The 21,727-nt window shown below is 61.7% G+C and carries 21 protein-coding genes; 8 read left to right on the top strand and 13 right to left on the bottom strand.

The genetic code is table 11. The features are described 5' to 3' along the window. Nucleotides 1-5: 5 nt before the first annotated feature. Nucleotides 6-938, bottom strand: coding sequence for a drug/metabolite exporter YedA (yedA, locus tag KW846_RS26150; RefSeq protein ID WP_218486023.1), 933 nt, complete (start codon nt 936-938; stop codon nt 6-8). A gap of 164 nt (nt 939-1,102) precedes the next feature. Between yedA and KW846_RS26145 the strand changes: the two genes are divergently transcribed. Beyond that, nucleotides 1,103-1,555: an Lrp/AsnC family transcriptional regulator gene (locus KW846_RS26145; protein ID WP_046041720.1), complete on the top strand. Its 453-nt coding sequence runs from the start codon at nt 1,103-1,105 to the stop codon at nt 1,553-1,555. A gap of 133 nt (nt 1,556-1,688) precedes the next feature. Here KW846_RS26145 and KW846_RS26140 read toward each other — a convergent pair whose 3' ends face one another. From KW846_RS26140 to KW846_RS26130, 3 genes are all read right to left on the bottom strand, one after another. Next, entirely contained in the window at nt 1,689-2,294 is a 606-nt protein-coding gene (locus tag KW846_RS26140) for a PolC-type DNA polymerase III (RefSeq protein ID WP_007975805.1), read from the bottom strand. A 22-nt stretch (nt 2,295-2,316) separates the two neighbouring features. Next, nucleotides 2,317-2,796 (bottom strand): NYN domain-containing protein, encoded by a 480-nt coding sequence (locus tag KW846_RS26135; RefSeq protein ID WP_007975807.1) that lies wholly within the window; start codon nt 2,794-2,796, stop codon nt 2,317-2,319. A 123-nt stretch (nt 2,797-2,919) separates the two neighbouring features. Further along, nucleotides 2,920-3,696, bottom strand: coding sequence for a DUF2076 domain-containing protein (locus KW846_RS26130; protein ID WP_218486022.1), 777 nt, complete (start codon nt 3,694-3,696; stop codon nt 2,920-2,922). A 178-nt stretch (nt 3,697-3,874) separates the two neighbouring features. Here KW846_RS26130 and KW846_RS26125 point away from each other — a divergent pair, with 178 nt between their 5' ends. Both KW846_RS26125 and KW846_RS26120 read left to right on the top strand, forming a co-directional pair. Further along, nucleotides 3,875-4,549 carry a YciC family protein gene (locus KW846_RS26125; RefSeq protein ID WP_007975811.1) on the top strand — a complete coding sequence of 225 codons (675 nt, stop codon included), beginning with the start codon at nt 3,875-3,877 and terminating at the stop codon, nt 4,547-4,549. A gap of 66 nt (nt 4,550-4,615) precedes the next feature. Further along, nucleotides 4,616-5,695, top strand: a complete 1,080-nt coding sequence (locus tag KW846_RS26120; RefSeq protein ID WP_218486021.1) for an endonuclease/exonuclease/phosphatase family protein — start codon at nt 4,616-4,618, stop codon at nt 5,693-5,695. 136 nt (nt 5,696-5,831) lie between these two features. On the opposite strand, the gene KW846_RS26115 is transcribed toward KW846_RS26120, so the two are convergent. The 5 genes from KW846_RS26115 to KW846_RS26095 form a co-directional block, all read right to left on the bottom strand. Beyond that, on the bottom strand, nt 5,832-6,665 hold the full coding sequence (locus KW846_RS26115; protein WP_218486020.1) for an ABC transporter ATP-binding protein: 834 nt from the start codon (nt 6,663-6,665) through the stop codon (nt 5,832-5,834). After that, nucleotides 6,653-7,456 carry an ABC transporter permease gene (locus KW846_RS26110; protein WP_007975817.1) on the bottom strand — a complete coding sequence of 268 codons (804 nt, stop codon included), beginning with the start codon at nt 7,454-7,456 and terminating at the stop codon, nt 6,653-6,655. The genes KW846_RS26115 and KW846_RS26110 overlap by 13 nt, the downstream gene beginning before the upstream one ends. An 8-nt stretch (nt 7,457-7,464) precedes the next feature. Then, the gene (locus KW846_RS26105) at nt 7,465-8,451 is read right to left on the bottom strand and encodes an ABC transporter substrate-binding protein (RefSeq protein ID WP_007975819.1); all 987 of its coding nucleotides are present in this window, start codon (nt 8,449-8,451) and stop codon (nt 7,465-7,467) included. A 359-nt stretch (nt 8,452-8,810) separates the two neighbouring features. Continuing rightward, the gene (locus tag KW846_RS26100; RefSeq protein ID WP_218486019.1) at nt 8,811-10,181 is read right to left on the bottom strand and encodes an aspartate aminotransferase family protein; all 1,371 of its coding nucleotides are present in this window, start codon (nt 10,179-10,181) and stop codon (nt 8,811-8,813) included. A gap of 21 nt (nt 10,182-10,202) precedes the next feature. Further along, complete coding sequence (locus tag KW846_RS26095; RefSeq protein ID WP_218486018.1) at nt 10,203-11,693, bottom strand: aldehyde dehydrogenase; 1,491 nt, start codon at nt 11,691-11,693, stop codon at nt 10,203-10,205. 226 nt (nt 11,694-11,919) lie between these two features. Here KW846_RS26095 and KW846_RS26090 point away from each other — a divergent pair, with 226 nt between their 5' ends. Beyond that, nucleotides 11,920-12,840 carry a LysR substrate-binding domain-containing protein gene (locus KW846_RS26090; protein WP_007975825.1) on the top strand — a complete coding sequence of 307 codons (921 nt, stop codon included), beginning with the start codon at nt 11,920-11,922 and terminating at the stop codon, nt 12,838-12,840. A gap of 154 nt (nt 12,841-12,994) precedes the next feature. Here KW846_RS26090 and hrpB read toward each other — a convergent pair whose 3' ends face one another. Further along, nucleotides 12,995-15,511, bottom strand: a complete 2,517-nt coding sequence (gene hrpB, locus KW846_RS26085) for an ATP-dependent helicase HrpB (protein WP_218486017.1) — start codon at nt 15,509-15,511, stop codon at nt 12,995-12,997. 100 nt (nt 15,512-15,611) lie between these two features. Here hrpB and KW846_RS26080 point away from each other — a divergent pair, with 100 nt between their 5' ends. Further along, nucleotides 15,612-16,031, top strand: a complete 420-nt coding sequence (locus tag KW846_RS26080) for a hypothetical protein (RefSeq protein WP_007975830.1) — start codon at nt 15,612-15,614, stop codon at nt 16,029-16,031. A gap of 41 nt (nt 16,032-16,072) precedes the next feature. Then, nucleotides 16,073-16,969, top strand: coding sequence for a cation diffusion facilitator family transporter (locus tag KW846_RS26075; protein WP_218486016.1), 897 nt, complete (start codon nt 16,073-16,075; stop codon nt 16,967-16,969). Here KW846_RS26075 and KW846_RS26070 read toward each other — a convergent pair. After that, a complete protein-coding gene (locus tag KW846_RS26070) occupies nt 16,963-18,036 on the bottom strand; it encodes a DUF6515 family protein (protein ID WP_218486015.1) in 1,074 nt (357 codons plus the stop codon). The genes KW846_RS26075 and KW846_RS26070 overlap by 7 nt on opposite strands. 438 nt (nt 18,037-18,474) lie before the next feature. Between KW846_RS26070 and KW846_RS26065 the strand changes: the two genes are divergently transcribed. Next, nucleotides 18,475-18,954 carry an Lrp/AsnC family transcriptional regulator gene (locus tag KW846_RS26065; protein ID WP_007937367.1) on the top strand — a complete coding sequence of 160 codons (480 nt, stop codon included), beginning with the start codon at nt 18,475-18,477 and terminating at the stop codon, nt 18,952-18,954. 243 nt (nt 18,955-19,197) lie between these two features. Then, on the top strand, nt 19,198-19,407 hold the full coding sequence (locus KW846_RS26060) for a DUF2788 domain-containing protein (protein WP_007975837.1): 210 nt from the start codon (nt 19,198-19,200) through the stop codon (nt 19,405-19,407). On the opposite strand, the gene KW846_RS26055 is transcribed toward KW846_RS26060, so the two are convergent. Together KW846_RS26055 and amn are read right to left on the bottom strand one after the other, a co-directional pair. Beyond that, the gene (locus tag KW846_RS26055) at nt 19,402-20,040 is read right to left on the bottom strand and encodes a pseudouridine synthase (RefSeq protein ID WP_095965705.1); all 639 of its coding nucleotides are present in this window, start codon (nt 20,038-20,040) and stop codon (nt 19,402-19,404) included. The genes KW846_RS26060 and KW846_RS26055 overlap by 6 nt on opposite strands. A gap of 71 nt (nt 20,041-20,111) precedes the next feature. Next, nucleotides 20,112-21,611, bottom strand: a complete 1,500-nt coding sequence (gene amn, locus KW846_RS26050) for an AMP nucleosidase (protein ID WP_218486014.1) — start codon at nt 21,609-21,611, stop codon at nt 20,112-20,114. Nucleotides 21,612-21,727 lie beyond the last annotated feature (116 nt).

Here is a 21,727-nt window from a genome sequence, read left to right as displayed (position 1 = left end):
TTACCCTAATTCACTCGGGATTCTGTCGGTACTGCCGACGTCACCACCGGCCGCTCTGGCGCGCGACGCCACTGCGGTAGGCCAATCAAGACCACGGCGCTGATGATCACCGCCATCGCCAGCGCTTCTTCGATGCCGATGGTCTCGCCGACGAACACGATCCCCAGCAACACCGCCACCGCAGGATTGACGTAGGCATAACTGGTAGCAGCCGCCGGGCGCACGTGCTTCAACAGGTACATGTAAGCGTTGAAGGCGATGATCGAGCCGAACACGGTCAAGTACGCCAGGGCCGCCCAACCTTCGATGGGCGGCACCTTGTCCAGGTGTTCACCGCTGACCGCACTGGCGATCAGCAGCACTACGCCACCCACCAGCATTTCCACAGCGCTGGCCATCGCGCCCTGAGGCAACGGCAAATGTTTGCTCCAAACAGAGCCAAACGCCCAGGTCGCCGCCGCAAAGATCAGCAACGCCGCACCCAATGGACTCGATTGCAGGTTGGAACCCAGGTTGAGCATGGCTATGCCGATCAGCCCGAGCACAATCCCGGCCCACTCCAGGCGGGTATTGCGCGCACCCCAGAAATACCCACAGAGCAGGGTAAACAGCGGCACCGTCGCCACCGCCAAAGCCGCCACCCCGGAGGCCACGCCCGTGTGCTCGGCCACACTGACCGCGCCGTTGCCACACGCCAGCAGCAAAATCCCGATGACTCCGGCGGCTTTCCACTGTGCCCAGGTCGGTGCCGGCGCCCCGCGCCAGCGCAGGAAGGCGTACATCAAGATCCCGGCAATGACGAAACGGATGCCGGCGAGCAGCAGCGGTGGCCAATATTCCACGCCGATACGGATCACCAGGTAAGTCGAGCCCCAAATCACGTACAAGGCGAAAAAGGCAGCGATCAAAGGTAAGGGAAAGCGACGAAGGCCGGACATGGGGGCAGCTCACAGGCAAGGACAAGTGAACGGCTATTCTAGAAAGGCTGGTGACGGAAAATAAGTTACAAAACCTGTTTAAAGCGCCAGTACACTTTTCAAAACACGGAGTTCAGCGCTATAAACCGTGTTTTCGAAAGTCGACCACTTTCAGGAGTCGCACCATGGACAAATACGACCGCATGCTGCTCAGCGCCCTGCTGGAAAACGGTCGCGCGTCCTACGCCGACCTGGCACGCAAGGTCAACCTGTCCGCCCCGGCGGTGGCCGAGCGCGTGGCCAAGCTCGAAGCCAGTGGCGTAATCACCGGCTATCAGGCAAAGGTCGACATGGCCAAGCTCGGCCTGCCGATCCAGTGCGTGATCGAACTGCGCCTGAACCAGCACGGCAACCAGAAGGCCTACGACGACCTGATCAAAATCCCGCAATTGACCGAATGCCATCGGGTGACCGGCGATCCGTGCGTGATCATGCAAGCCGCGGTGGGCTCGATGCCGGAGCTGGAGGATCTGATCAACCGGATCGCCACGTTCGGGTTCAGCAAGACGTCGATCGTGTTGTCGAGTGCGATAGAGAAGCGAGTGCCGTTGGGGCATATCGAAGGCAACGGCAAATAACTCCCCCCTGTAGGAGCTGTCGAGTGCAACGAGGCTGCGATCTTTTGATCTTGATCTTAAAAAATCAAAGTCAAAAGATCGCAGCCTCGTTGCACTCGACAGCTCCTACAGGGGATTTGTGGTGAGTTCGGGATCAGCGATAGCGCTTGAGATGCTCACCCACCTTCGCCGCCGGGACCTTCTGCAACTTGCACAGCAAGTCATGGGACAGCTCGCGCAGGCCATGCTTCTGGAGCAACTCTTCCTCCAGGTGCGCCGTCAGGTTGGCCGCCATCTCGGCATCGGCCATGGCCCGGTGGGCCTTGCCGGTGTGCGGCAGGTTGGCAAACGTGGTGAGGGTGCCGAGTTTGTGGTTCGGCGCGGCGGGCATCAGACGGCGGGCCAAGAGCAGCGAACAGGCGAAGTTCTGCAAACGGGTGCGCTTGATTCGCCCGAGTTCGAAGTCCCAGAATTTCTGGTCGAACGCGGCGTTGTGCGCGAGCAAGGGTGTGGTGCCGACGAACTCATTCACTTCGTTCATCACCTGCTCCGCCGACGGCGCGGTGCGCAGCATGGCGTTGCTGATGCCGGTGAGCTGCTCGATGAAAGCCGGGACGCGCACGCCGGCGTTCATCAAGCTTTGGTAACGCTCGACGATGCGCCCCTGCTCAAGGATCACCACGGCAATTTCCGTGGCTCGGCAGCTGCTGCTCGGGGAGATCCCGGTGGTTTCAAAGTCGATGACTGCGATGCGTTCCAAACCTGTTTCAACTCCGTAAAAATCAATTCTTGAGCAACAACGCGCCTTCGATCGGCACGTAGCGGCTGGCGGCGCGGATCAGCGAGTTGGCCGTCAAGCCTGGCACGCCATAGGCCACGGCTTGCACACCATGCTTGCTGATAATGCGTTCGAGCAGCATGTCGAAATCGCCATCGCCAGAGGCCAGCACGATCTCGTCGACATGGTCGGCGGCATCCATGATGTCGAGGGTGATGCCAACGTCCCAGTCACCCTTGGCCGAACCATCGCTGCGCTGGATGAACGGCTTGAGTTTCACGGTGAAACCGAGGTTACGCAGGATCTGCTGGAACTGCTGCTGTTTGCTGTCGCCACGGTCGATGGCGTAGGCATAAGCTTCGACGATCTCGCCCTGCTGGCTGATATCAGCCCACAGCGCGGCATAGTTGAAGTGGCAACCATAAGCCTGACGCACGGTGTAGTAGAGGTTCTGGACATCGGCGAACACTGCGATTTTTTTCACCGGCTTTCCTCAAGGCTGAATCAGGCACCAGGCCCGAAAGGTCGCCCAGTATGCCAGCCCAGAGGATGGTTCCGCGAATAATCGGCTATGTGGCGAGGGAGCTTGCCCCCTCGCCACTGGGTGTCAGACGAAGGAATCGTCGTCGCCGCCGAACAACGAGTCATCGCTGTAGTCAGCGTCGCTGAAGCCGCCCTGATCATTGCTCCAGGAATCATTGCCGGCCATGCGCTGGTCATCGCCCCAGCCATTGTTGCCCTGGTCATTGACCTGGGCCGGCTCTTCCTTGATGACTTCGACGACTTCCGGTTGCTGATTGTGATGGAACAGGCTGCTGATGCCTTGAGCCAGCATCACGCCACCCGCCACGCCAGCGGCAGTTTTCAGCGCACCACCGAGGAAACTGCTGCCGGCCGCTGCCGGTGCTTGCTGCTGCGGGGCATAGCCCTGCTGTGAAAAATTCTGTGGCGGGGCACCGAAGTTCTGCTGTGGCGCTTGCGAACCGAACGACGAGCGCCCCGGTTCACGCCAGCCACCGCTCGATGGCGCCGAGCTCTGGGTCGGTGCCGGTTGTGGATCACGGGAAGCGCCGCCAAAGATACTCGACAAAAAGCCACCGCCGCTCGACGCTGGAGCCGGGGTCGCCTGGGCCTTGGCCTGTTGCAGTTCGGCCTGCAATTGCTGGACTTGCCGGGTCAGTTGCTGGTTCTGCTCATCGAGGCTCTTGATCGCTGCCTCTTGCACCAGAATCGCCTGGGTCATGAAATATCCTGCCGCAGGCTGGCGCGTCAGGTGCTCCTTGATCCGCGCCTCGGCCTGGGCGTCGCGCGGGGCTGAGTCCGTTTCGGCCTGTTGCAGCCGGGAAAACAGTCCATCGATCAGGGTTTGTTCTTCGCTGTTCATGGCGACCTCGTAGATTGCCGGGAAAATCGTTGCCTTTATCCAATGAGGATAAGGTGCCCGACCTTAATGGAGGCTGAAACAAACTGTTTCAATGACCTTTACTGAACGTTTACGTTTGCGTCTCCCGGCACTTGATCGGTTAAAGTGGACCACTGCTTTCAACCTGCGATACCAACCGATGAATCCGTTAGATGTGTTGCGTGACTCCCTGTATTTCTTCAAGCGCAATCTGGGCCAGATCGTGCAACTGTGCCTGCCGCTGGTCATTTTTGAGGCGCTGCTGCAACAAGTGGTCGACCACTCCACGGAGCCGGACAGTTTCCCCGGCATCAGCGTGATTGTCGGCTTGCTGGTGTACCCGCTGTACACCGCCGCGCTGATTCTGTTTCTTGACGCCCGCAGCCGGGGCGAATCGCCGCGCAACCGCGACCTGCTTGCGATGGCGGCGAGCCTGTGGCCACGCTTCGCCCTGCTGACGGCGCTCAATACCGTACTGATTCTGCTGGGCCTGTCGCTGTATTTCCTGCCGGGCATCTATCTGATGGTGACCCTGGCGTTTGGCGAATATCTGCTGGTGTTGCGCGGCATGGCGCCGCTGGCGGCCATGAAGGAAAGCCTGCGCATGACCCAAGGTCACTTCCTGCGCATCCTGCTGTGCATTCTGTGTGTGATGGGCCCGCTGTGGCTGCTCAAGGGGGCGACACTGGCGGTGTACCCTGAACCGCAGAACCCGGTGATCTCGTTGCTGATCGACAGCGCCCACAGTTTCCTGCAGCTGTTTACCAGCGTGGTGCTGTTCCGTTTGTTCATGCTGATCAACCCGTTGCCTGAGAGCAATGACAACTCGCTCTGACCTTGGGTGCGCCCATTGCTCTCGGGTATGCTCGGGAACAATTTTGCAACGCCAATAAGCCGAGCCATGACCCGTCTACTGCGCCACACCCTGCTGGGCCTGCTGATCGTGATCGGCCTGATCGCCGTGACAACCTACAGCCTGACCTGGCGCCCCGACGCCAAAGAAGAGTTGCCCGTCAGTTGCAGTCCCCAGGCACCCACCCTGGTTCCCGGGCAGGCACTGAAAGTGATGACCTGGAACGTCCAGTTCCTGGCCGGCAAGCGTTACGTGTTCTGGAATGACCTGGCCGCCGGTACCGACGAACGCCCCACAGCGGAAGACATTGCCTTCAGCCTCGACGAAGTGGCGCGGGTGATTCGCGACGAACAACCGGACATCGTGCTGTTGCAGGAGATGGACGACGGCGCCAAGGCGAGCGATTACCAGCACCAGTTCAAACTGCTGCAGGAGCGGCTCGCCGATTTGTACCCCTGCAACGTCAGCGCTTTCGACTGGAAGGCCGATTTCATCCCGGACCCGCATATCTTCGGCAGCGTCGGCCGGCAACTGGCAACCCTGAGCCGTTACCGGATCGAACATGCCCAGCGCCTGCAACTGCCCGTTGTCTCGGGCAATCCGCTCAGCCGCCAGTTCAAACCCAGAAACGCCTTGCTGGTGAGTTACTTGCCGTTGAGTGACGATGGGCAGATGGCGGTGCTCAATACCCATCTGGAGCGTGCGACCCAAGCCGACAACACCCTGCAAAACCAGGTGAACGCCGTGGCCAGGACCCTCGATAAACTCGAAAGCCGTGGCACGCCGTGGTTGATCGGCGGGGATTTCAACCTGTTGCCCCTGGGTCAGTATCGACGCCTGTCCGATGCGCAACGCGCACCCTACTCCGCCGACAGCCCGTTGCACCTGCTGTGGGACAAATACCCGATGATCCCGACCAACAACGAAGCCAGCGGGATCGACCGCGACCGCTGGCTGACCCACTATCCGAACGACCCCGGGCTGAACGGCCCGGACCGGACCGTCGACTACCTGTTCTACAGTCCGCGGATCAAACGGGTGGAGGCCATGGTGCGGCAGGACGATACGTTGCGTATCTCCGATCACTTGCCGGTGATTGCGCGGTTCCTGTTGCCGGTTGCGCCGTAGCGACTCACTCAAGTCAGATGCAAATCCTGTGGGAGCGGGCTTGCTCGCGAAGAGGCCAGTACATCCGACATCAATGTTGTCTGATACACCGCTTTCGCGAGCAAGCCCGCTCCCACAGGGTCTGTGCAAACCTGACTTAGTGCACCTCCTCCAGATCATCATGCAGCAGCCCGAAGATCTCGCGCTTCATCTCGATGAACGAACGCTCCATGACCATGTCCAGGTTGCGCGGTCGTTCGATCGGCACATCGAGGATCTGCTTGATCCGCCCCGGCCTGGCGCCCATGACGTAAACCCGGTCGCCGAGCAGAATCGCCTCGTCGATGTCGTGGGTCACGAACAACACGGTCTTCTTGCTGTTGCCCCACACCCGCAGCAACAACTGCTGCATTTGCAGGCGCGTCTGGCTGTCGAGGGCGCCGAAGGGTTCGTCCATCAACAGGATCTGTGGGTCGTTGGCCAGCGCGCGGGCAATGGCGACGCGTTGCATCATCCCGCCGGACAACTGCTTGGCGTAGTTGTCGGCAAAGCCGCTCAGGCCCACTTCATTGACGTAGTAGTCGACAATATCCTTGCGCTGCGCCGCCGGCATGCCGCGCCGCTTGAGGCCGAACTCGACGTTCTGCCGCACGGTCAGCCACGGGAACAGCGTGTAGCTCTGGAACACCATGCCGCGATCCGCGCCGGGGCCCTCCACTTGTTGGCCGCCGACGTAGATCTCCCCCGACGTCGGTTCGGCCAGGCCGGCGGTGAGGTACAGCAGGCTCGATTTACCGCAACCCGACGGCCCCACCAGTACGGCAAATTGCTGGTCCGGCACCTCAAACGACACTTCTTCCAACGCGGTAAAGGTCCCGCCATCCGGTTTCTGGTAACGCAGGCTGACCTTGTCCACCTGCAGCCGAGGTGCGTTCACCGGGGCAGCCTGAGGGGCGACAAAACGATGAGTGGCGGCGGTTACTGAGCCCATGCGGTAATCCTCAGACGAAGGAAGCGGAACAGTTGATCGGTGACCAGGCCCAGCAGGCCGATGATCGCGATGGCGAGGAAAATCACATCCACCTGGAAGCCGCGCATGGCCTTGAGGCTCAGGTAGCCCAGGCCACTGGAAGCGGCGACCAGTTCAGCCACCACCAGGTAAGTCCAGGCCCAGCCCATGGTCACCCGCAGGGTGTCGAGCACGCCTGGCAGGGAAGCCGGGGCGATCACATGCAGTACCGCATCGCGACGATTGGAACCGAGGGTGTAGGAGGCGTTGATCAGGTCCTTGGAGATGCCTTTGGACACGTCCGCGATCATCACCAGTTGCTGGAAGAACACGCCGAAAATGATCACCGAGACCCGCTGCTCCAGGCCGATGCCGATCCACAGGATGAACAGCGGTACGAACGAAGTCACCGGCAGGTAGCGAATGAAGTTGACCATCGGCTCCAGGAACGCCTGGACGATGCGGAAGCTGCCCATCAACAGCCCCAGCGGCACCGCCACCAGGGACGACACGATGAAGCCGACCATCACCACTTCGACGCTGGCCCACACATGCTGGCCGAGGGTGCCATCGCGACCCAGGCGTACGGCGGCCTCGACCACCGCGCCCGGCGTCGGCAGGAACATGCCCGGCACCACACCGCCGTAGGACAACCCGGCCCACAGACCGACCAACAGCACCCAGGCCAGGCCGCTCGCGCTCCAGATCACCGAGACCGGCAGACCGGTCTTGGGCGTGATGCAGCGGCTCAGCCACGAATTGCGCTTGAACATGCAGCCTCCTAGAGCGGGGTGACGAAACGGTTGTCGATCAGGTCGTCATTGCTGACGTTGTAGGGTTTGCCTTGCAGCTCGCTGGCGGTCTCGTTGGCCAGTTTGATCAGCGGTGCGCTGTCACCCGGCTTGCCCGGCGCGCCCAACAGTTTTTCGCTCATGGCCTGATCGTAGAAACGCACGCCCTGGGCGGCCGCTTCGAGCTCCTTCGGATCGGCCAGATACCCGCCGACACCCTTGGCCATGATCTTGTAGGCTTCCTGCGGATGATCCTTGGTGTACTGCACGGCTTTGTACAAACCGGCCACCAGTGCCTTGACGTCTTCCGGTTGTTTTTCGATGACGGTGCAGTTCAGCGCCACCACGTCGACAATCACCCCCGGTGTACTGCTGCTGTCGACCAGCACCTTGCCCTGTTGCTTGTCGCGCACCATCGACAAGTGCGGCTCCCAGGTCACGGCAGCGGGTACGCGACCGGCGATGAACGCGGTGGCGGCATCGTCAGCCGTCATGTTCTGCACGGTGATGTCGCTCATTTTCATGCCGTTCTTTTTCAGCAGATACGACAACCAGAATTGCGAGGTCGACCCTTCGTTGACCGCCACGGCCTTGCCTTTGAGCTCCTGCAGGCTCTTGACGTCCTTGCCCACCAGCACGCCGTCGCCACCATGGCTGTCGTCCAGCGCGGCGACGGCCTTGAAGCAGAACTGCGGACGGTACTTGAGCACCTCGTCGATGGTCGACGCCGAGCCGGACAATTCGCCGGACGCTTGTGCGGCCATGTACATCGCCGCCTCTTCGACCACCGGCAATTCGACGGTCAAACCGTTTTCCTTGAAGTAGCCCAGGTCCTGGGCCAGGTACAGGGTACCGTAGCCGACCCAGGTGGTATGGCCGATGGACAGGGTGCCGGCCTGGGCGCTGGTGGCGACCGTCGCGGCGATGGCGGTGACCGCCAGTGGATGGACAACGCGCGTAAGCAAGGACTTGATCATGGAGCACTCCCAAAGCTGTTGATTTAGTTTTGTCATGGGCAGTACGGCGAGCCCTGAATCGGCTGCAACCTGTGGTCTCTGAGGGACCCTTCGGCGGGCAGCATTCGGCGGGCTGGCGAGATCGATGTTGGCCCAAGGGCGGGATTAGGAAAATGAGGAAATATGTGGATGCGAACGATGAAAAAACTCGTTAGCGCGCACTGCGAAAGGGCGTTGTGGGCGGGGATGCCCGAGGTCGGTGCAAAGCTTGAGAACAGCAAAAAGATCGCAGCCTTCGGCAGCTCCTACATTGGAATACGATCCCCTGTAGGAGCTGCCGAAGGCTGCGATCTTTTATGCTTATTGCCCTTGCGAGAATGTCAGAGCCGGCCGTATTCCTGCGCCGTACGATCCACCGCCTTCAAGGTCTTGGCGATCAATTCGTCAATCTCTTCACGGCTGGCAATCAACGCCGGCGCCATGATCATCCGGCCCAATGTCGAACGAATGATCACCCCTTCTTCAAAGCCAATCGTCCGGCAGCGCCAGGCGATGTCGTTCTCATTGGCGAAGCGTTTGCGAGTGGATTTGTCCTCAGCCAATTGAAGCGCCGCGACCATGCCGGTGCCCTGGATATCGCCCACCAACGGGTGCTTGCCGAACACTTCGCGCAAACACTGTTGCAGGTACGGGCCGATGTCGTCCTTGACCCGCGTCACCACGCCTTCATCGCGCAGGGCCTTGAGGTTGGCAATCGCCACCGCCGCCGCCACCGGGTGTCCGGAATAGGTCAGGCCGTGGGCAAACACGCCGCCCTGCTCCACCAGCACCGAGGCCATTTTCTTCGACAGGATCAAGCCGCCCATGGGGATGTAACCCGAGGTCAGGCCCTTGGCGATGGACAGGGTGTCCGGCTCGAATCCGAAGTACTCGTGGGCGAACCATTCGCCGGTACGACCGAAGCCGCCGATCACTTCATCGGCACACAGCAGCACGTCGTACTTGCGGCAGATGCGCTGGATTTCCGGCCAGTAGCTTTCCGGCGGAAAGATCATCCCGCCGGCACCCTGGAAGGGTTCGGCGATGAAGCCTGCGACCTTGTCCGCACCCAGTTCGAGAATCTTCGCTTCCAGTTTCCGGGCCGCGCGCAGACCGAATTCGGCTGGCGTCAGGTTGCCTTCGTGGGCGAAGAAATACGGCTCGTCGATGTGCTCGATGTCCGGAATCATGCCGCCCATTTCGTGCATGAACTTCATGCCGCCCAGCGCCGTCGCGGCCAGGGTCGAACCGTGGTAACCGTTCCAGCGGCCGATCATGATCTTCTTCTCGGGCTTGCCGAGCACCTGCCAGTAGCGACGCACCGTGCGGATCAACACCTCGTTGGCCTCGGAGCCGGAGTTGGTGTAGATCGCGTGGCTGTAGTGACCCGGCAGCAGGCTGAACAGCAGCTCGGAGAGCTCGATCACCTGCGGGTGGGTGGTGTGGAAAAACATGTTGTAGTACGGCAGCTGTTCCAGTTGCTGGCTCGCCGCGGCCGCCAGGTCCTTGCGCCCGTAACCGAGGTTGGTGCACCACAACCCGGACATGCCGTCGAGGTAACGGCGGCCATCGTTGTCCCACAGGTGCAGGCGCTCGCCACGGACCATCACCCGTGGCCCCTCGTCGTTGAGGGCTTTCTGATCGACGAACGCATGGATGTGGTGCGCAGCGTCGGCGGCCTGGTAGTCGCGGGTTTCACGTGGTGTGGTCATCGCCTGTTCTCCGTTTTGTTATCAGCGCAATTGAAACCAGGTGGTCTTCAACTGGGTGTATTTATCGAATGAATGCAGGGACAGGTCGCGGCCGAAACCGGACTGCTTGCCGCCGCCAAAGGGTACGGTCACGTCCAGTGCATCGACGCTGTTGACCGACACCGTGCCCGCTCGCAATTGTCGCGCCACGCGGTGGGCGCGGTTGAGGTCGTCGGTCCACAGCGAAGCCGCCAGACCGTAGACGCTGTCGTTGGCCAATTGCAATGCATGGGCCTCGTCGTCGAACGCCGTGACGGCCAGAACCGGGCCGAATACTTCGTCGCGAAACAGCGGCATGTCCGGCGTCACGCCGGTAAAGATCGTCGGCTGGATGAAGTTGTCGGAGCCGTTGAAGATCGACTGCCGACCGCCACAAACCTTGGTCGCGCCCTGCTGCTCGGCCTGCTGGATGAACTTCATGATGTGCGCGGTCTGACGGCTGTCGACGATGGCACCGGCGGCGCTCGACGGGTCCAGCGGATCGCCCGGCAACCAGCGTTCAGCCTGGGCCTTGAGGCGTTCCACGAACGCGTCATGAATCGAGCGCTGTACCAGCAATCGCGAGTTGGCCGAGCAGACTTCGCCCTGATTGAAAAAGATGCCGAACGCGGCTTTTTCGGCAGCCAGATCCAGGTCCTGACAATCGGCGAACACCAGGTTCGCGCTCTTGCCGCCGCACTCCAGCCACACCTGTTTCAGGTTCGACTGGGCTGAGTACTGCATGAAATATTTGCCGACCTCAGTGGAGCCGGTGAACACCAGGCAATCGACGTCCGGGTGCAGGCCGAGGGCCTTGCCGGTTTGCTCGCCCAGGCCCGGCAGTACGTTCAACACACCCGCAGGCACACCAGCCTCAAGCGCCAGCTCCGCCAGACGCAAGGCCGAAAACGGCGACTGCTCGGCCGGCTTGAGAATCACCGAGTTACCCGCGGCCAGGGCCGGGGCGAGTTTCCACGCGGCCATGTCCAGCGGAAAATTCCACGGCACCACGGCAGCCACCACGCCAAGGGCTTCGCGGGTGATGGTCGCCAGCACATTCTGCGCACTCGGTGCGACCTGATCGTAGAGTTTGTCGAGGCTCTCGGCGTACCAGCGGAACACCCCGGCAGCACCCGGCACATCGATGTTGTAGGCATCCGTGACGGGCTTGCCCATGTTCAGCGAATCGAGCAGCGCCAGTTCTTCACGGTTTTCGAGGATCAAGTCGGCCAGGCGCAGCAGCACTTGTTTACGTTCGGTCGGCGAACGTGCCGACCAGGTGCCGGCTTCAAACACTTGCCGCGCATTGCGCACCGCCGCATTCACATCTTCCTCGCCACAGGCCGCGACATTGGCCAGGCATTGCCCGGTGGCGGGGTTGATCGCCGCGAAAGTCTGCCACGATTGCGCAGCTCGGCGCTGGCCATCGATCACGGCCTGGTCGGGAAACCGCAGGGAAGCGGCTTTGCGTTGCCAATACTCAAGCTCGAACACGTTCGGATGCTCCAGAGGACATTCTTGTGTATTGGATAGTCGCTCAGGCCCGAGCGGTGGAAAACCAGTAAAAATGTGTTCGCAGGCCAAGAAAAAACTACGTAGCCAATCTCCCTTCTGGCGCAGCATGTGGTTATTGTTCAACCACAACAAATCGCTACCCGAGCGGATAGGGGTGGCGCGCAAATTGCCTGGATGCCTGATTCGTTCTCCCCCGAGGTCTGCTGTGGCTGCCTACAATCTGCGTCAACTGAAATACTTCATCACCACCGTCGAGTGCGGCAGCGTCGCCGAGGCCTCGCGCAAGCTGTACATCGCCCAGCCGTCGATCTCCACGGCCATCAAAGGGCTGGAAGACAGCTTCGGTGTGCAATTGCTGATTCGCCATCACGCCCAGGGCGTGTCATTGACGCCCAGTGGTGCACGCTTCTACCGCAAGGCCCAGGAACTGCTGCGTATGGCCAAGGAGTTCGAGCAGAACGCCCTGGCCGACAACGATGTGGTGTCCGGGCAGATCGATATCGGCTGCTTCGAAACCGTCGCGCCGCTGTACCTGCCGCAATTGATCGCCGGATTTTCGGCGTTGTACCCGGGAGTGGAAATCCGCATCCGCGACGGCGAGCAGCAAGAACTGGTGCAGGGCCTGACCTCCGGCGCCTTCGATCTGGCGATCCTCTATGAGCACGATCTCGACGGCACCATCGCAACCGAACCCTTGATGCCGGCGCAACGGCCTTATGCGCTGCTGCCGGCCGATCACCGTTTTGCCCAGCAGGCACAAGTCTCACTGCGGGACCTATGCCTGGAGCCGATGATTCTTTTGGACGTGCAGCCGAGCCGGACCTATTTCGTCAGCCTGTTCGAAGAGCTGGACCTGACCCCGCGCATTGCCTTCAGCTCGCCATCGATCGAGATGGTGCGCGGCATGGTCGGACAAGGCTTTGGTTTCTCGATCCTGGTGACCAAACCACATTCGGAGTGCACCTACGACGGGCAGAAAGTGGTGTGCGTGGACATCGCCGAAGACGTCACCGGCTCCGGGCTGGTGGCCGCCTGGCTCAAGCGCGGGCAACTGACCAAGCCGGCGCAGCTGTTCGCCGACTATTGCCGCGAGCAACTGACCGCCAAGTCCGAAAGCTCAGACTGATCCCCTGTGGCGAGGGGGCTTGCCCCCGTTGGGTCGCGAAGCGGCCCCAAAACCTGTTACCGCGTTCTGTCAGATCCTCCGCATGCAATGTATTGCGACTGCTTCGCAGCCGAACGGGGGCAAGCCCCCTCGCCACAGAGTACGGTGTTAACCGCTATTTACGCGGTTTGATCCGCGCAGTCGCTTCGGCCACCAGCGGATCATCCGGCCAGTAATGCTTCGGGTACCGCCCCTTCAAATCCTTCTTCACTTCGGCGTAGGTGCTGCGCCAGAAGTTCGCCAGGTCCTGTGTCACCTGCACCGGCCGCCGAGCCGGGGACAGCAGGTGCAGCTTGACCACTTGCCGCCCGCCGGCAATGCGCGGGGTTTCGGCCAGGCCGAACAACTCCTGCAGACGCACCGCCAGAATCGGCGGCTGTTCGCTGTAGTCCAGGCGAATCGACGAGCCCGACGGCACGCTCAAATGATGCGGCGCCAACTCGTCCAGCCGCTGCGGCAGCGGCCACGGCAGCAGGTTGTGGACGATGCTCGACAGGTCCAGATTGGCGAAGTGACTGAGACGCGACACTTTACCCAGATACGGCATCAGCCAGTGTTCCAGGCTTTTGAGCAACGCTGCATCGCTGACATCCGGCCACTCACTCTCGCCCTTGCCGGCAAGGTCCAGCTGCCGCAACAACGCTACTCGTGCCTGCCACTGACGCAGCTCCGGGGTCCATGGCAACAGCTCCAGGCCTTTGCGCCGCACCAGATTCACCAGCGCCTGGCTGCGGGCGCTTTCGTCGAGGCCGGTGAGCGGTTCACGGCTGAGGATCAATTCACCAACCTTGCGCTGACGCTCGGCCCGCAGCACACCTTCGCGCTCATCCCAATCCAGTTGATCGACGCAACGCACCTGCTCGGCCAGCACTGAGTCGAACAGCGCCGGATCGAAATCCGTCGCCAGATAAATCCGCTCTTCGCGTTGCCCCTGGCGACTGCCCAGATCGGCGATCACCAGCCACGGCTGCTTCATCAGGCTGTCGGCCTCGGCGAACAGCGCGGCACGTCCGTTGGCCAAGCGATACTCCGCGCCACCGGCACGCCGTTGTTGGGCGACGCGGTCGGGATAGGCCAACGCCAGCAATGCACCGAGCCAGCGGGGATGATCAGGATCGCTGACCGGCTCCGAGGCTTTGCCGCGCAAGTAACCACGGTATTGGCGCGCCAGTTGCCGTGCGCGTTGCACGCCCCCCTGCGCGCCACGTGCGGCGCGTTCTTCGCCAGACAGCAATACCAGTCGGCTGTGCAAGTCCGCCCCGGCGCCACGCAAAATGTCGCGTTCGCCGAGCAGTGCGGCGACGTCGCACGCCATTTCCGCCAGACCCAGCGCCTGGCCGCGCAACAGCAAATGCGCGATACGCGGATGGGCCGGCAGTTCGGCCATGGCTTGGCCGTGACGGGTCAGCGCTTCACCGTCCAGTGCACCCAGGCGTTCGAGCAGATCCTGAGCCTGTGCATAAGCGGCGGCCGGTGGCACGTCAAGCCACACCAGTTGCCCGGGTGTCACACCCCAACGCCCCAATTGCAGGGCCAGCCCGGCAAGGTCCGCCGAGAGGATTTCCGCACTGCCATAAGCCGCCAGTTGCTCGTGCTGGTCCTGGGACCACAGGCGATAACAAACACCGGGCTCCAGACGCCCGGCCCGGCCCGCGCGCTGGGTCGCACTGGCCTTGGAAATGCGCTGGGTGTCGAGACGGGTCATGCCGCTGCCCGGGTCGAAACGCGGTACTCGCGCCAGCCCGGCATCGATCACGACGCGCACGCCGTCGATGGTCAAACTGGTTTCGGCAATGTTGGTGGCCAGCACCACTTTGCGCTTACCCGGCGGTGCCGGATCAATCGCCGCCCGTTGCGCCGCCAGGTCCAGTTCGCCGTGCAACGGACACAACAGAACCTGTGGGTTGTCACCCAAGGCATCGGCCAATTGCTGATGCACGCGGCGGATTTCCGCTTGCCCCGGCAGAAACACCAGCACGCTGCCGGTCTCGTCGTTCAAGGCTTCAAGGATGGTCTGCACCAGGCGCGGCTCGATGAATTCACCGGCCTGGAACGGCCGACCCCAGCGCATCGCCACCGGGTACATGCGCCCTTCGCTGCGCAGGATCGGTGCGTCGTCGAGCAACCCGGCCAAGCGTTCGCCTTCAAGCGTGGCGGACATCAAGAGGATTTTCAGCGGCTGGTCGTCACGAAACAGTTCACGGCCATTGAGGCTCAGAGCCAAGGCCAGGTCAGCGTCCAGGCTGCGCTCGTGGAATTCGTCGAAGATCAGCAGACCCACGCCTTCCAGCGCCGGGTCATCCTGCAAGCGCCGGGTGAGAATGCCTTCGGTGACCACTTCGATGCGGGTATTGGGCCCGACCTTGCTGTCGAGGCGAATGCGATAGCCCACGGTTTCACCGACCTTTTCCCCCAGCTCACTGGCCAGCCGCTCCGCCGCTGCGCGTGCGGCCAAGCGGCGGGGTTCGAGCATCAGGATGGCCTGCCCTGCGAGCCACGGCTCGTTGAGCAGGGCCAAAGGTACGCGGGTGGTTTTACCGGCGCCGGGCGGTGCTTCGAGCACGGCTTCGTGGCGTGTAGCGAGGGCTTCACGCAGGGCGGGTAAAACTTCATCGATTGGCAAAGAAATCATGCTGGCTCCCAAACAGAGGCGCGAGTATAACGGCGAACTGTTTGTCGTAGTCTGGGCTCTAACCAGTAACGTTCTTGGCGTTCTACTCAGGAGATTTCATATGCGTGCTCCCTTTCGCCTGATTGGCGGTGTTCTGGTCGCAACCTTGCTGACTCAAGTGACCGCCTGCGGGTCGATTTTCTACCCCGACCGCCGTGGCCAGATCGAAGGCAAGATCGACCCGGCCATCGCCGCGCTCGATGCCGTGGGCCTGCTGTTCTACATCATCCCCGGCCTGATCGCGTTTGCCGTGGACTTCGCCACCGGCGCGATTTATTTCGAACCGGGCAAGACCGCCCAGGTCGATCCGCAAAAACTCAAGGACGCCATCGGCCCCGACGGCCAGGTCGATAACCGCAAGTTGCAGACTATTCTGGAAAGCGAGCTGGGCCGCAGCTTCCCGCTGGACGATCCACGCCTGATCCAGAGCAAAGGCAGCGCTCAGCAACTGGCGATGTTCGGCCTGCAACCGGCCGCGTAATCCCTACACGCGAAAGGACTCTTCAAGGAACGATGGCCACTATGACCTCCAGCTCCGAACACGCCCGCCTGCTGCGGCTGGCGACCCGTGCCTCGGTGGCGGTGGCGTGCACATTGATTGTCGCCAAAGCCATCGCCTGGTGGCTGAGCGGCTCGGTGAGCATGCTCGCCGGGCTCACCGACTCGACACTCGACGGTGTCACGTCATTGCTCAACCTGCTGGCGGTGCATTACGCCCTGCGCCCAGCCGACAATGATCATCGCTACGGGCACGGCAAGGCCGAGTCATTGGCGGGCATGGCCCAGGCGTTGTTCATCGGCGGCAGTGCGGTACTGATTGCGCTGCAGGCCTATGATCGGCTCAAACATCCCGAACCGGTCGGCGCGCCGTGGATCAGTATCGGCGTGATTGTGTTGTCCCTCGTACTGACTCTGGCGTTGTTGATGTTTCAACATCGGGTGGTCAAGGCCACCGGCTCCAACGCGGTGCGCGCCGACTCCCTGCACTACCGCTCGGACCTGCTGCTCAACGGCAGCATTCTGATCGCGCTGGTGTTGGCCGGATTTGGACTGCATCAGGTCGACCCCTGGTTCGGTCTTGGAATCGCCGCCTACATTCTGTGGAGCGCAGTGCAGATCGCCCGGGAGAGCTTTGCGGTATTGATGGATGAAGAACTGCCGCCGGAGGTCAGCCAGCACATGCTGGAATTGGCGTGCAGCGTGCCCGGCGTGTTGGGTGCCCATGACCTGCGCACGCGGATCTCCGGCAACCAGTGGTTTGTGCAGTTGCATCTGGAGCTACCGGGGGAACTGACGCTGTCAGTCGCCCACGGCATCAGCGATCAGGCGGCCGCCGCCATTCACACCGCCTACCCGCGAGCTGAAGTGCTGGTGCACGCAGACCCGCAGGAAGTGATTAAAACCGCTCGGGCTCAGTAGTTCACCTGATAACCACGACTGCTCAGGCAACTGCCCTGGGCCTGTCGGTAGACTTGCACCACCGAGGGGTCTGGCTGGTAGGTGGCGGTGCGTGGATCGAAACCACTCTGCTGCACCGCGTATTGATAACACTCGTAACCATCGCGACTGACCTGCTCCGGCGACTGGCCGTTGGCCGGGTACGCCTCCACGTCATATCCATTGCTGGCGGCCGGGGGAGGCGACTGCGGTTGGCCAACCGGCGGCTCGACCACGACGTAATCCCGAGTGCTCTCCTGGTAGGCGTAATACGAACCGGCCGCGAGGAACAGCAGCGCCCCGCCGATCCACACCTGCTCGGCATAATCTGGAAGGTAGCTGACGCGAATCCCGCGTGGTGGCTCTACCACCTCATAACGCGGACCCAGCGGGCGATACCAGTAGCCACCGGAATAGTAGTAATCCATGCCACGGTAAGGCACGCGGAAGTTACGTTCGGGGAAGCGATCGATCACCTGGCCGGGGCGATACCTGGGACCTGGCCCCCAGCCGTTACCGTGTCCGCTCGGGCGTCCGTCCCAGTGATTATCATTGGTCGGCGCACCGATATAGCCCTTCCAGCGCTGATTGTAATCGTTGCGATGCGGTTGATCCTGGTAGTGCTGATCCTGGTAGTCATGGCGCTGCGGCGGCTGCGTCTGGCGCACGGTGTCGGGGCGCGGCTGAATCGGCATGTCAGTGGCCGGTGCCTGCGGTGGTGGCGGCGGTGAGCGAACCGGGCTGTTGAAATCCGGCGCTGGAGGGGGCTGCCTCTGGCTATTGTTCTGATGTTGATTCTGGCCGTTGTGCTCGTACTGGCGGCTGTCGTTGTTCTGCGCACGCGGCGGGTTCTGTGGCGGGCCGTTCTGCGGGCGTGGCTGGTTGTTGCCATGGCCCTGACCACCCCCCTGGTGACCACCCTGATGCCCGTCCTGACCGTGCTGCCCGCCATCATGGCCACGGTTTTGCTGCTCATCGGCCAGCGATTGCGCAGTGACACTGACACACAGCAAACCAACACCGGCCAAACGCCAGATGCGCGATTTCATGCTTATCCTCATTGCGGGTTAGGGCCTGTACGTAAGACTGGGAAAGCAGTGGCCGGTTCTGCGACAGGTTATCAGTCACGCAACTTATTTATTGAGGCCGGGAGGGTCAAATTCCACGCAAGAAAAAGGGGAGACCCGTCGGCCTCCCCTTGGAGAACTTCGTCCTGGCTCAACGCTTGTGGCGCCGGCTCACCTCACGCCGTCTTCTGGACAGTGTGTAGCTCGGGGGCCGGCACATCCCCGGTGGGGGTGGCGACCGCGGCGGGCCTGATTGGGCGAGCCGCACTGGACTGTTTGTCCGAGCAGTGATTCTGGTGATAAGAATAGGCCGTGAGCACCGACAGAGGATTGCGAAGATTGCTCAATTAAACATCACTTGCGCAATTTTTAACCCCGGATACATAATCTGCCGCAATAGTTACGACAAAGGACTGATTGATGAGCAAGCTCGATCGTTACGACCTGAGTATTTTGGCGGAATTGCAGCGCGACGCACGCATCTCCAACCAGGAGTTGGCCGAGCGCATCGGTCTGTCGCCTTCGCCGTGTTCGCGGCGGGTCAAGCAACTCGAGGACGACGGCTACATTTCCCGTCAGGTCGCCCTGCTCGACCGCAAAATGCTCGGCCTGAGCCTGACGGCCTACGTGCTGATCGGTATGGACCGTCATACGCCGGAACGTTTCGAGAACTTCGAAGCGGCCATTCGCACCTTGCCCCAAGTGCTCGAATGCAGCCTGGTGACCGGGATGGATGCCGACTATCAACTTAAGGTCGTGGTGCCGGACATGGATCACTACCAGAAACTGCTGCTCGGGCATCTGACCCGGATTGAAGGCGTGACCAGCGTGCGTTCGAGTTTTGTGCTGAACCAGGTTTTGAACAGCACCGAACTGCCTCTGACTCATCTGCGCAGCTGATTGTGGCGAGGGGGTTTGTCGGATCGCCGCACCGTCCCGTTCGGCTGCGAAGCAGTCGCAAACGCAGCAAATGAGGTGTGTCAGGTATAACCTGCTTGCAGATTTCAGGGCCGCTACGCAGCCCAACGGGGGCAAGCCCCCTCGCCACAGGTGCGACACACCGACGCAGGTCAATACAGTACGCAGTCAGCGAGGCGTATAATCTTCGCGCCCTTTTAGCCTCGCCCGCGCTGGAGATGTTCGATGGATCCTGCAGTCTTTGAAGAGTGGATGATGACCGGTCTGGTCACGATCCTGATCATTTTCATGGGTTTCATCGTCTGGGATCTGGCGAAGAAGTCCAAGGCCGGGCGCTTTGGCTCGTTCATCCTGTTCTTCGTGCTGGGCCTGGGCGTGGCCGCGTTCATCATCAAGAGCGTGGTGATCGGCCTGATCGAATCCGGCGCCTTATAAGCGCGCCGGTACTTCTTTCCACTGGCCCTGATCGAGCCCTTCGATCGTCCAGTCACCGATTCTGACCCGCACCAGGCGCAAGGTTGGCAAACCGACCGCAGCGGTCATGCGCCGCACCTGCCGGTTGCGCCCTTCGCGAATCACCAACTCCAGCCAACTGGTCGGCACGCTTTTGCGAAAGCGCACCGGCGGATTGCGCGGCCATAGCTCGGGCTCGTCCAGCTGCCGCGCCTCGGCGGGCAAGGTCATGCCGTCATTCAATTCGACGCCGTCACGCAGGCGCTGCAATTGCTCGGCGCTCGGCTCGCCTTCGACCTGTACCCAATAGGTCTTGGCCAGTTTGTGCTTCGGGTCCGCGATTCGCGCCTGAAGCTGGCCGTCGTTGGTCAGCAGCAACAAGCCTTCGCTGTCGCGGTCCAGCCGTCCGGCCGGATAGATTCCCGGTACATCGATGTAGTCCTTGAGCGTCGCGCGCCCTTCGCCGTCGCTGAATTGCGTCAGCACATCGAAAGGTTTGTTGAACAGGATCAGCTTCGGCTCGGCCGGTGGCGCCTTGGCGACACGGCGCGGGGCTGCAGGCGACGGTTTCGTGCCAGGGCGGCGGGAAACGGGACGTTGAGGAGGACGAGACATGAGAATGGAAACATCTAACGGTCAGGGCTGCCAATGCTAGTGCCCCAACCGTCAAATGACCACGACTACCGTTAGCGGAACGGCGGCTCGTCGAAGCTGCGCAGTTTGCGCGAGTGCAGTGAGTTGAGCTCGGTGCGCAACAGATCCACCGCTTCGATACCGATCTTCAAGTGCTGGCTGACCGCGCGCTCATAGAAGGCGTTGGCCGAGCCCGGCAACTTGATTTCGCTGTGCAGCGGTTTGTCCGAGACGCAGAGCAACGTGCCGTACGGCACCCGCAAACGATAACCCTGGGCGGCGATGGTGCCACTTTCCATGTCCACCGCCACGGCGCGAGACAGGTTGATCAGCGGCCTTTCCTGCGCCCAGCGCAGCTCCCAGTTGCGGTCGTCGTAGGTCAGCACGGTACCGGTGCGCAGGCGTTTTTTCAGTTCGTCGCCCTTCTCACCGGTAATGTTGGCCGCCGCCTGCTGAAGCGCAAGTTGCACTTCGGCCAGGGCCGGAATCGGAATGTTCGGCGGCACGACCCGGTCGAGAATGCCGTCGCGGCGCATGTAGGCGTGGGCCAGCACGTAGTCGCCAATCGTCTGCGACTGACGCAGGCCGCCGCAGTGGCCGATCATCAGCCAGCAATGCGGGCGCAGAACGGCGAGGTGGTCGGTGATGTTCTTGGCGTTGGACGGGCCGACACCGATGTTGACCAGGGTCACGCCGTGGCCGTCACTGGCGATCAGGTGATAGGCCGGCATCTGGTAACGGTGCCAGACCACGCCGGCGGCAATCGCCGACGCTTCGCCGTGATCCATGCTTTTTTCGATGATCACGTTACCCGGCAGCACCATGCGCACGAAGCGCGGGTCTTGGCGCAATTGTTCCAGGCCGTGGACGATGAACTGGTCGACATAGCGGTGGTAGTTGGTCAGCAGAATCCACGGCTGCACATGGCGCCAGTCGCTGCCGGTGTAATGCACCAGTCGGCGCAGGGAGAAATCCACCCGTGCGGCATCGAAAAGGGCCAGCGGCAGCGGATCGGTGTTTTCCCAGTCGTACAAACCGTCGGCAATGCCGTCGGTCGCGGCCGACAGGTCGGTACTCGGGAATACCCGCGCCAGCACGGCGGCGGTGACGCCGGAGCCTCCCAGTTCATCGCCCTGCTCGACCACATACGGATACGGGATGTTCTGCTGGCTGACACCGACTTCCACCGTCACGGTGAAGTCGTGCATCAACGGAACCAGTTGTTCCAGCAGGTACTTACGGAAAGCCGACGGATGGGTGACGGTGACGCTGTAGGTGCCCGGCAGCTGGACCTTGGCATAGGCACGCGTGGTCTGCGGGACTTCGCCCTGGCAAAGGTAGGTCAGGCGCAGCTCGGGATACCGGAACAACGCCCGCTGCTCGGCATCAGGCTCGACGCGGTCCTTGAGGTAACGCTTGAGCGCCTGACTCAGCGCGGTGGTTGCACGATTGTGCAAGAGTGCAAGCCGATCCACGGCTTGCTCGGCGGTTTGAACGACAATAAAAGCTTCGGTCACGATCAGCATCCTGTGTTCTGACTTGCAGACCTTCATCTTGCCTGCATCGTCGCTTCACGGGAACAGTGATTGCTACACAAACCCCGGGACACACCGCAGATCAAATGTGGGAGCGGGCTTGCTCGCGAAAGCGGCCTGTCAGTCACATCAAG

It is taken from the genome of Pseudomonas sp. PDM32 (assembly GCF_019219225.1).
Lineage (GTDB): Bacteria > Pseudomonadota > Gammaproteobacteria > Pseudomonadales > Pseudomonadaceae > Aquipseudomonas > Aquipseudomonas laurylsulfatiphila.
Note: the sequence above shows the minus strand (reverse complement) of the source record. Positions and strands in the feature narration are given on the sequence as shown.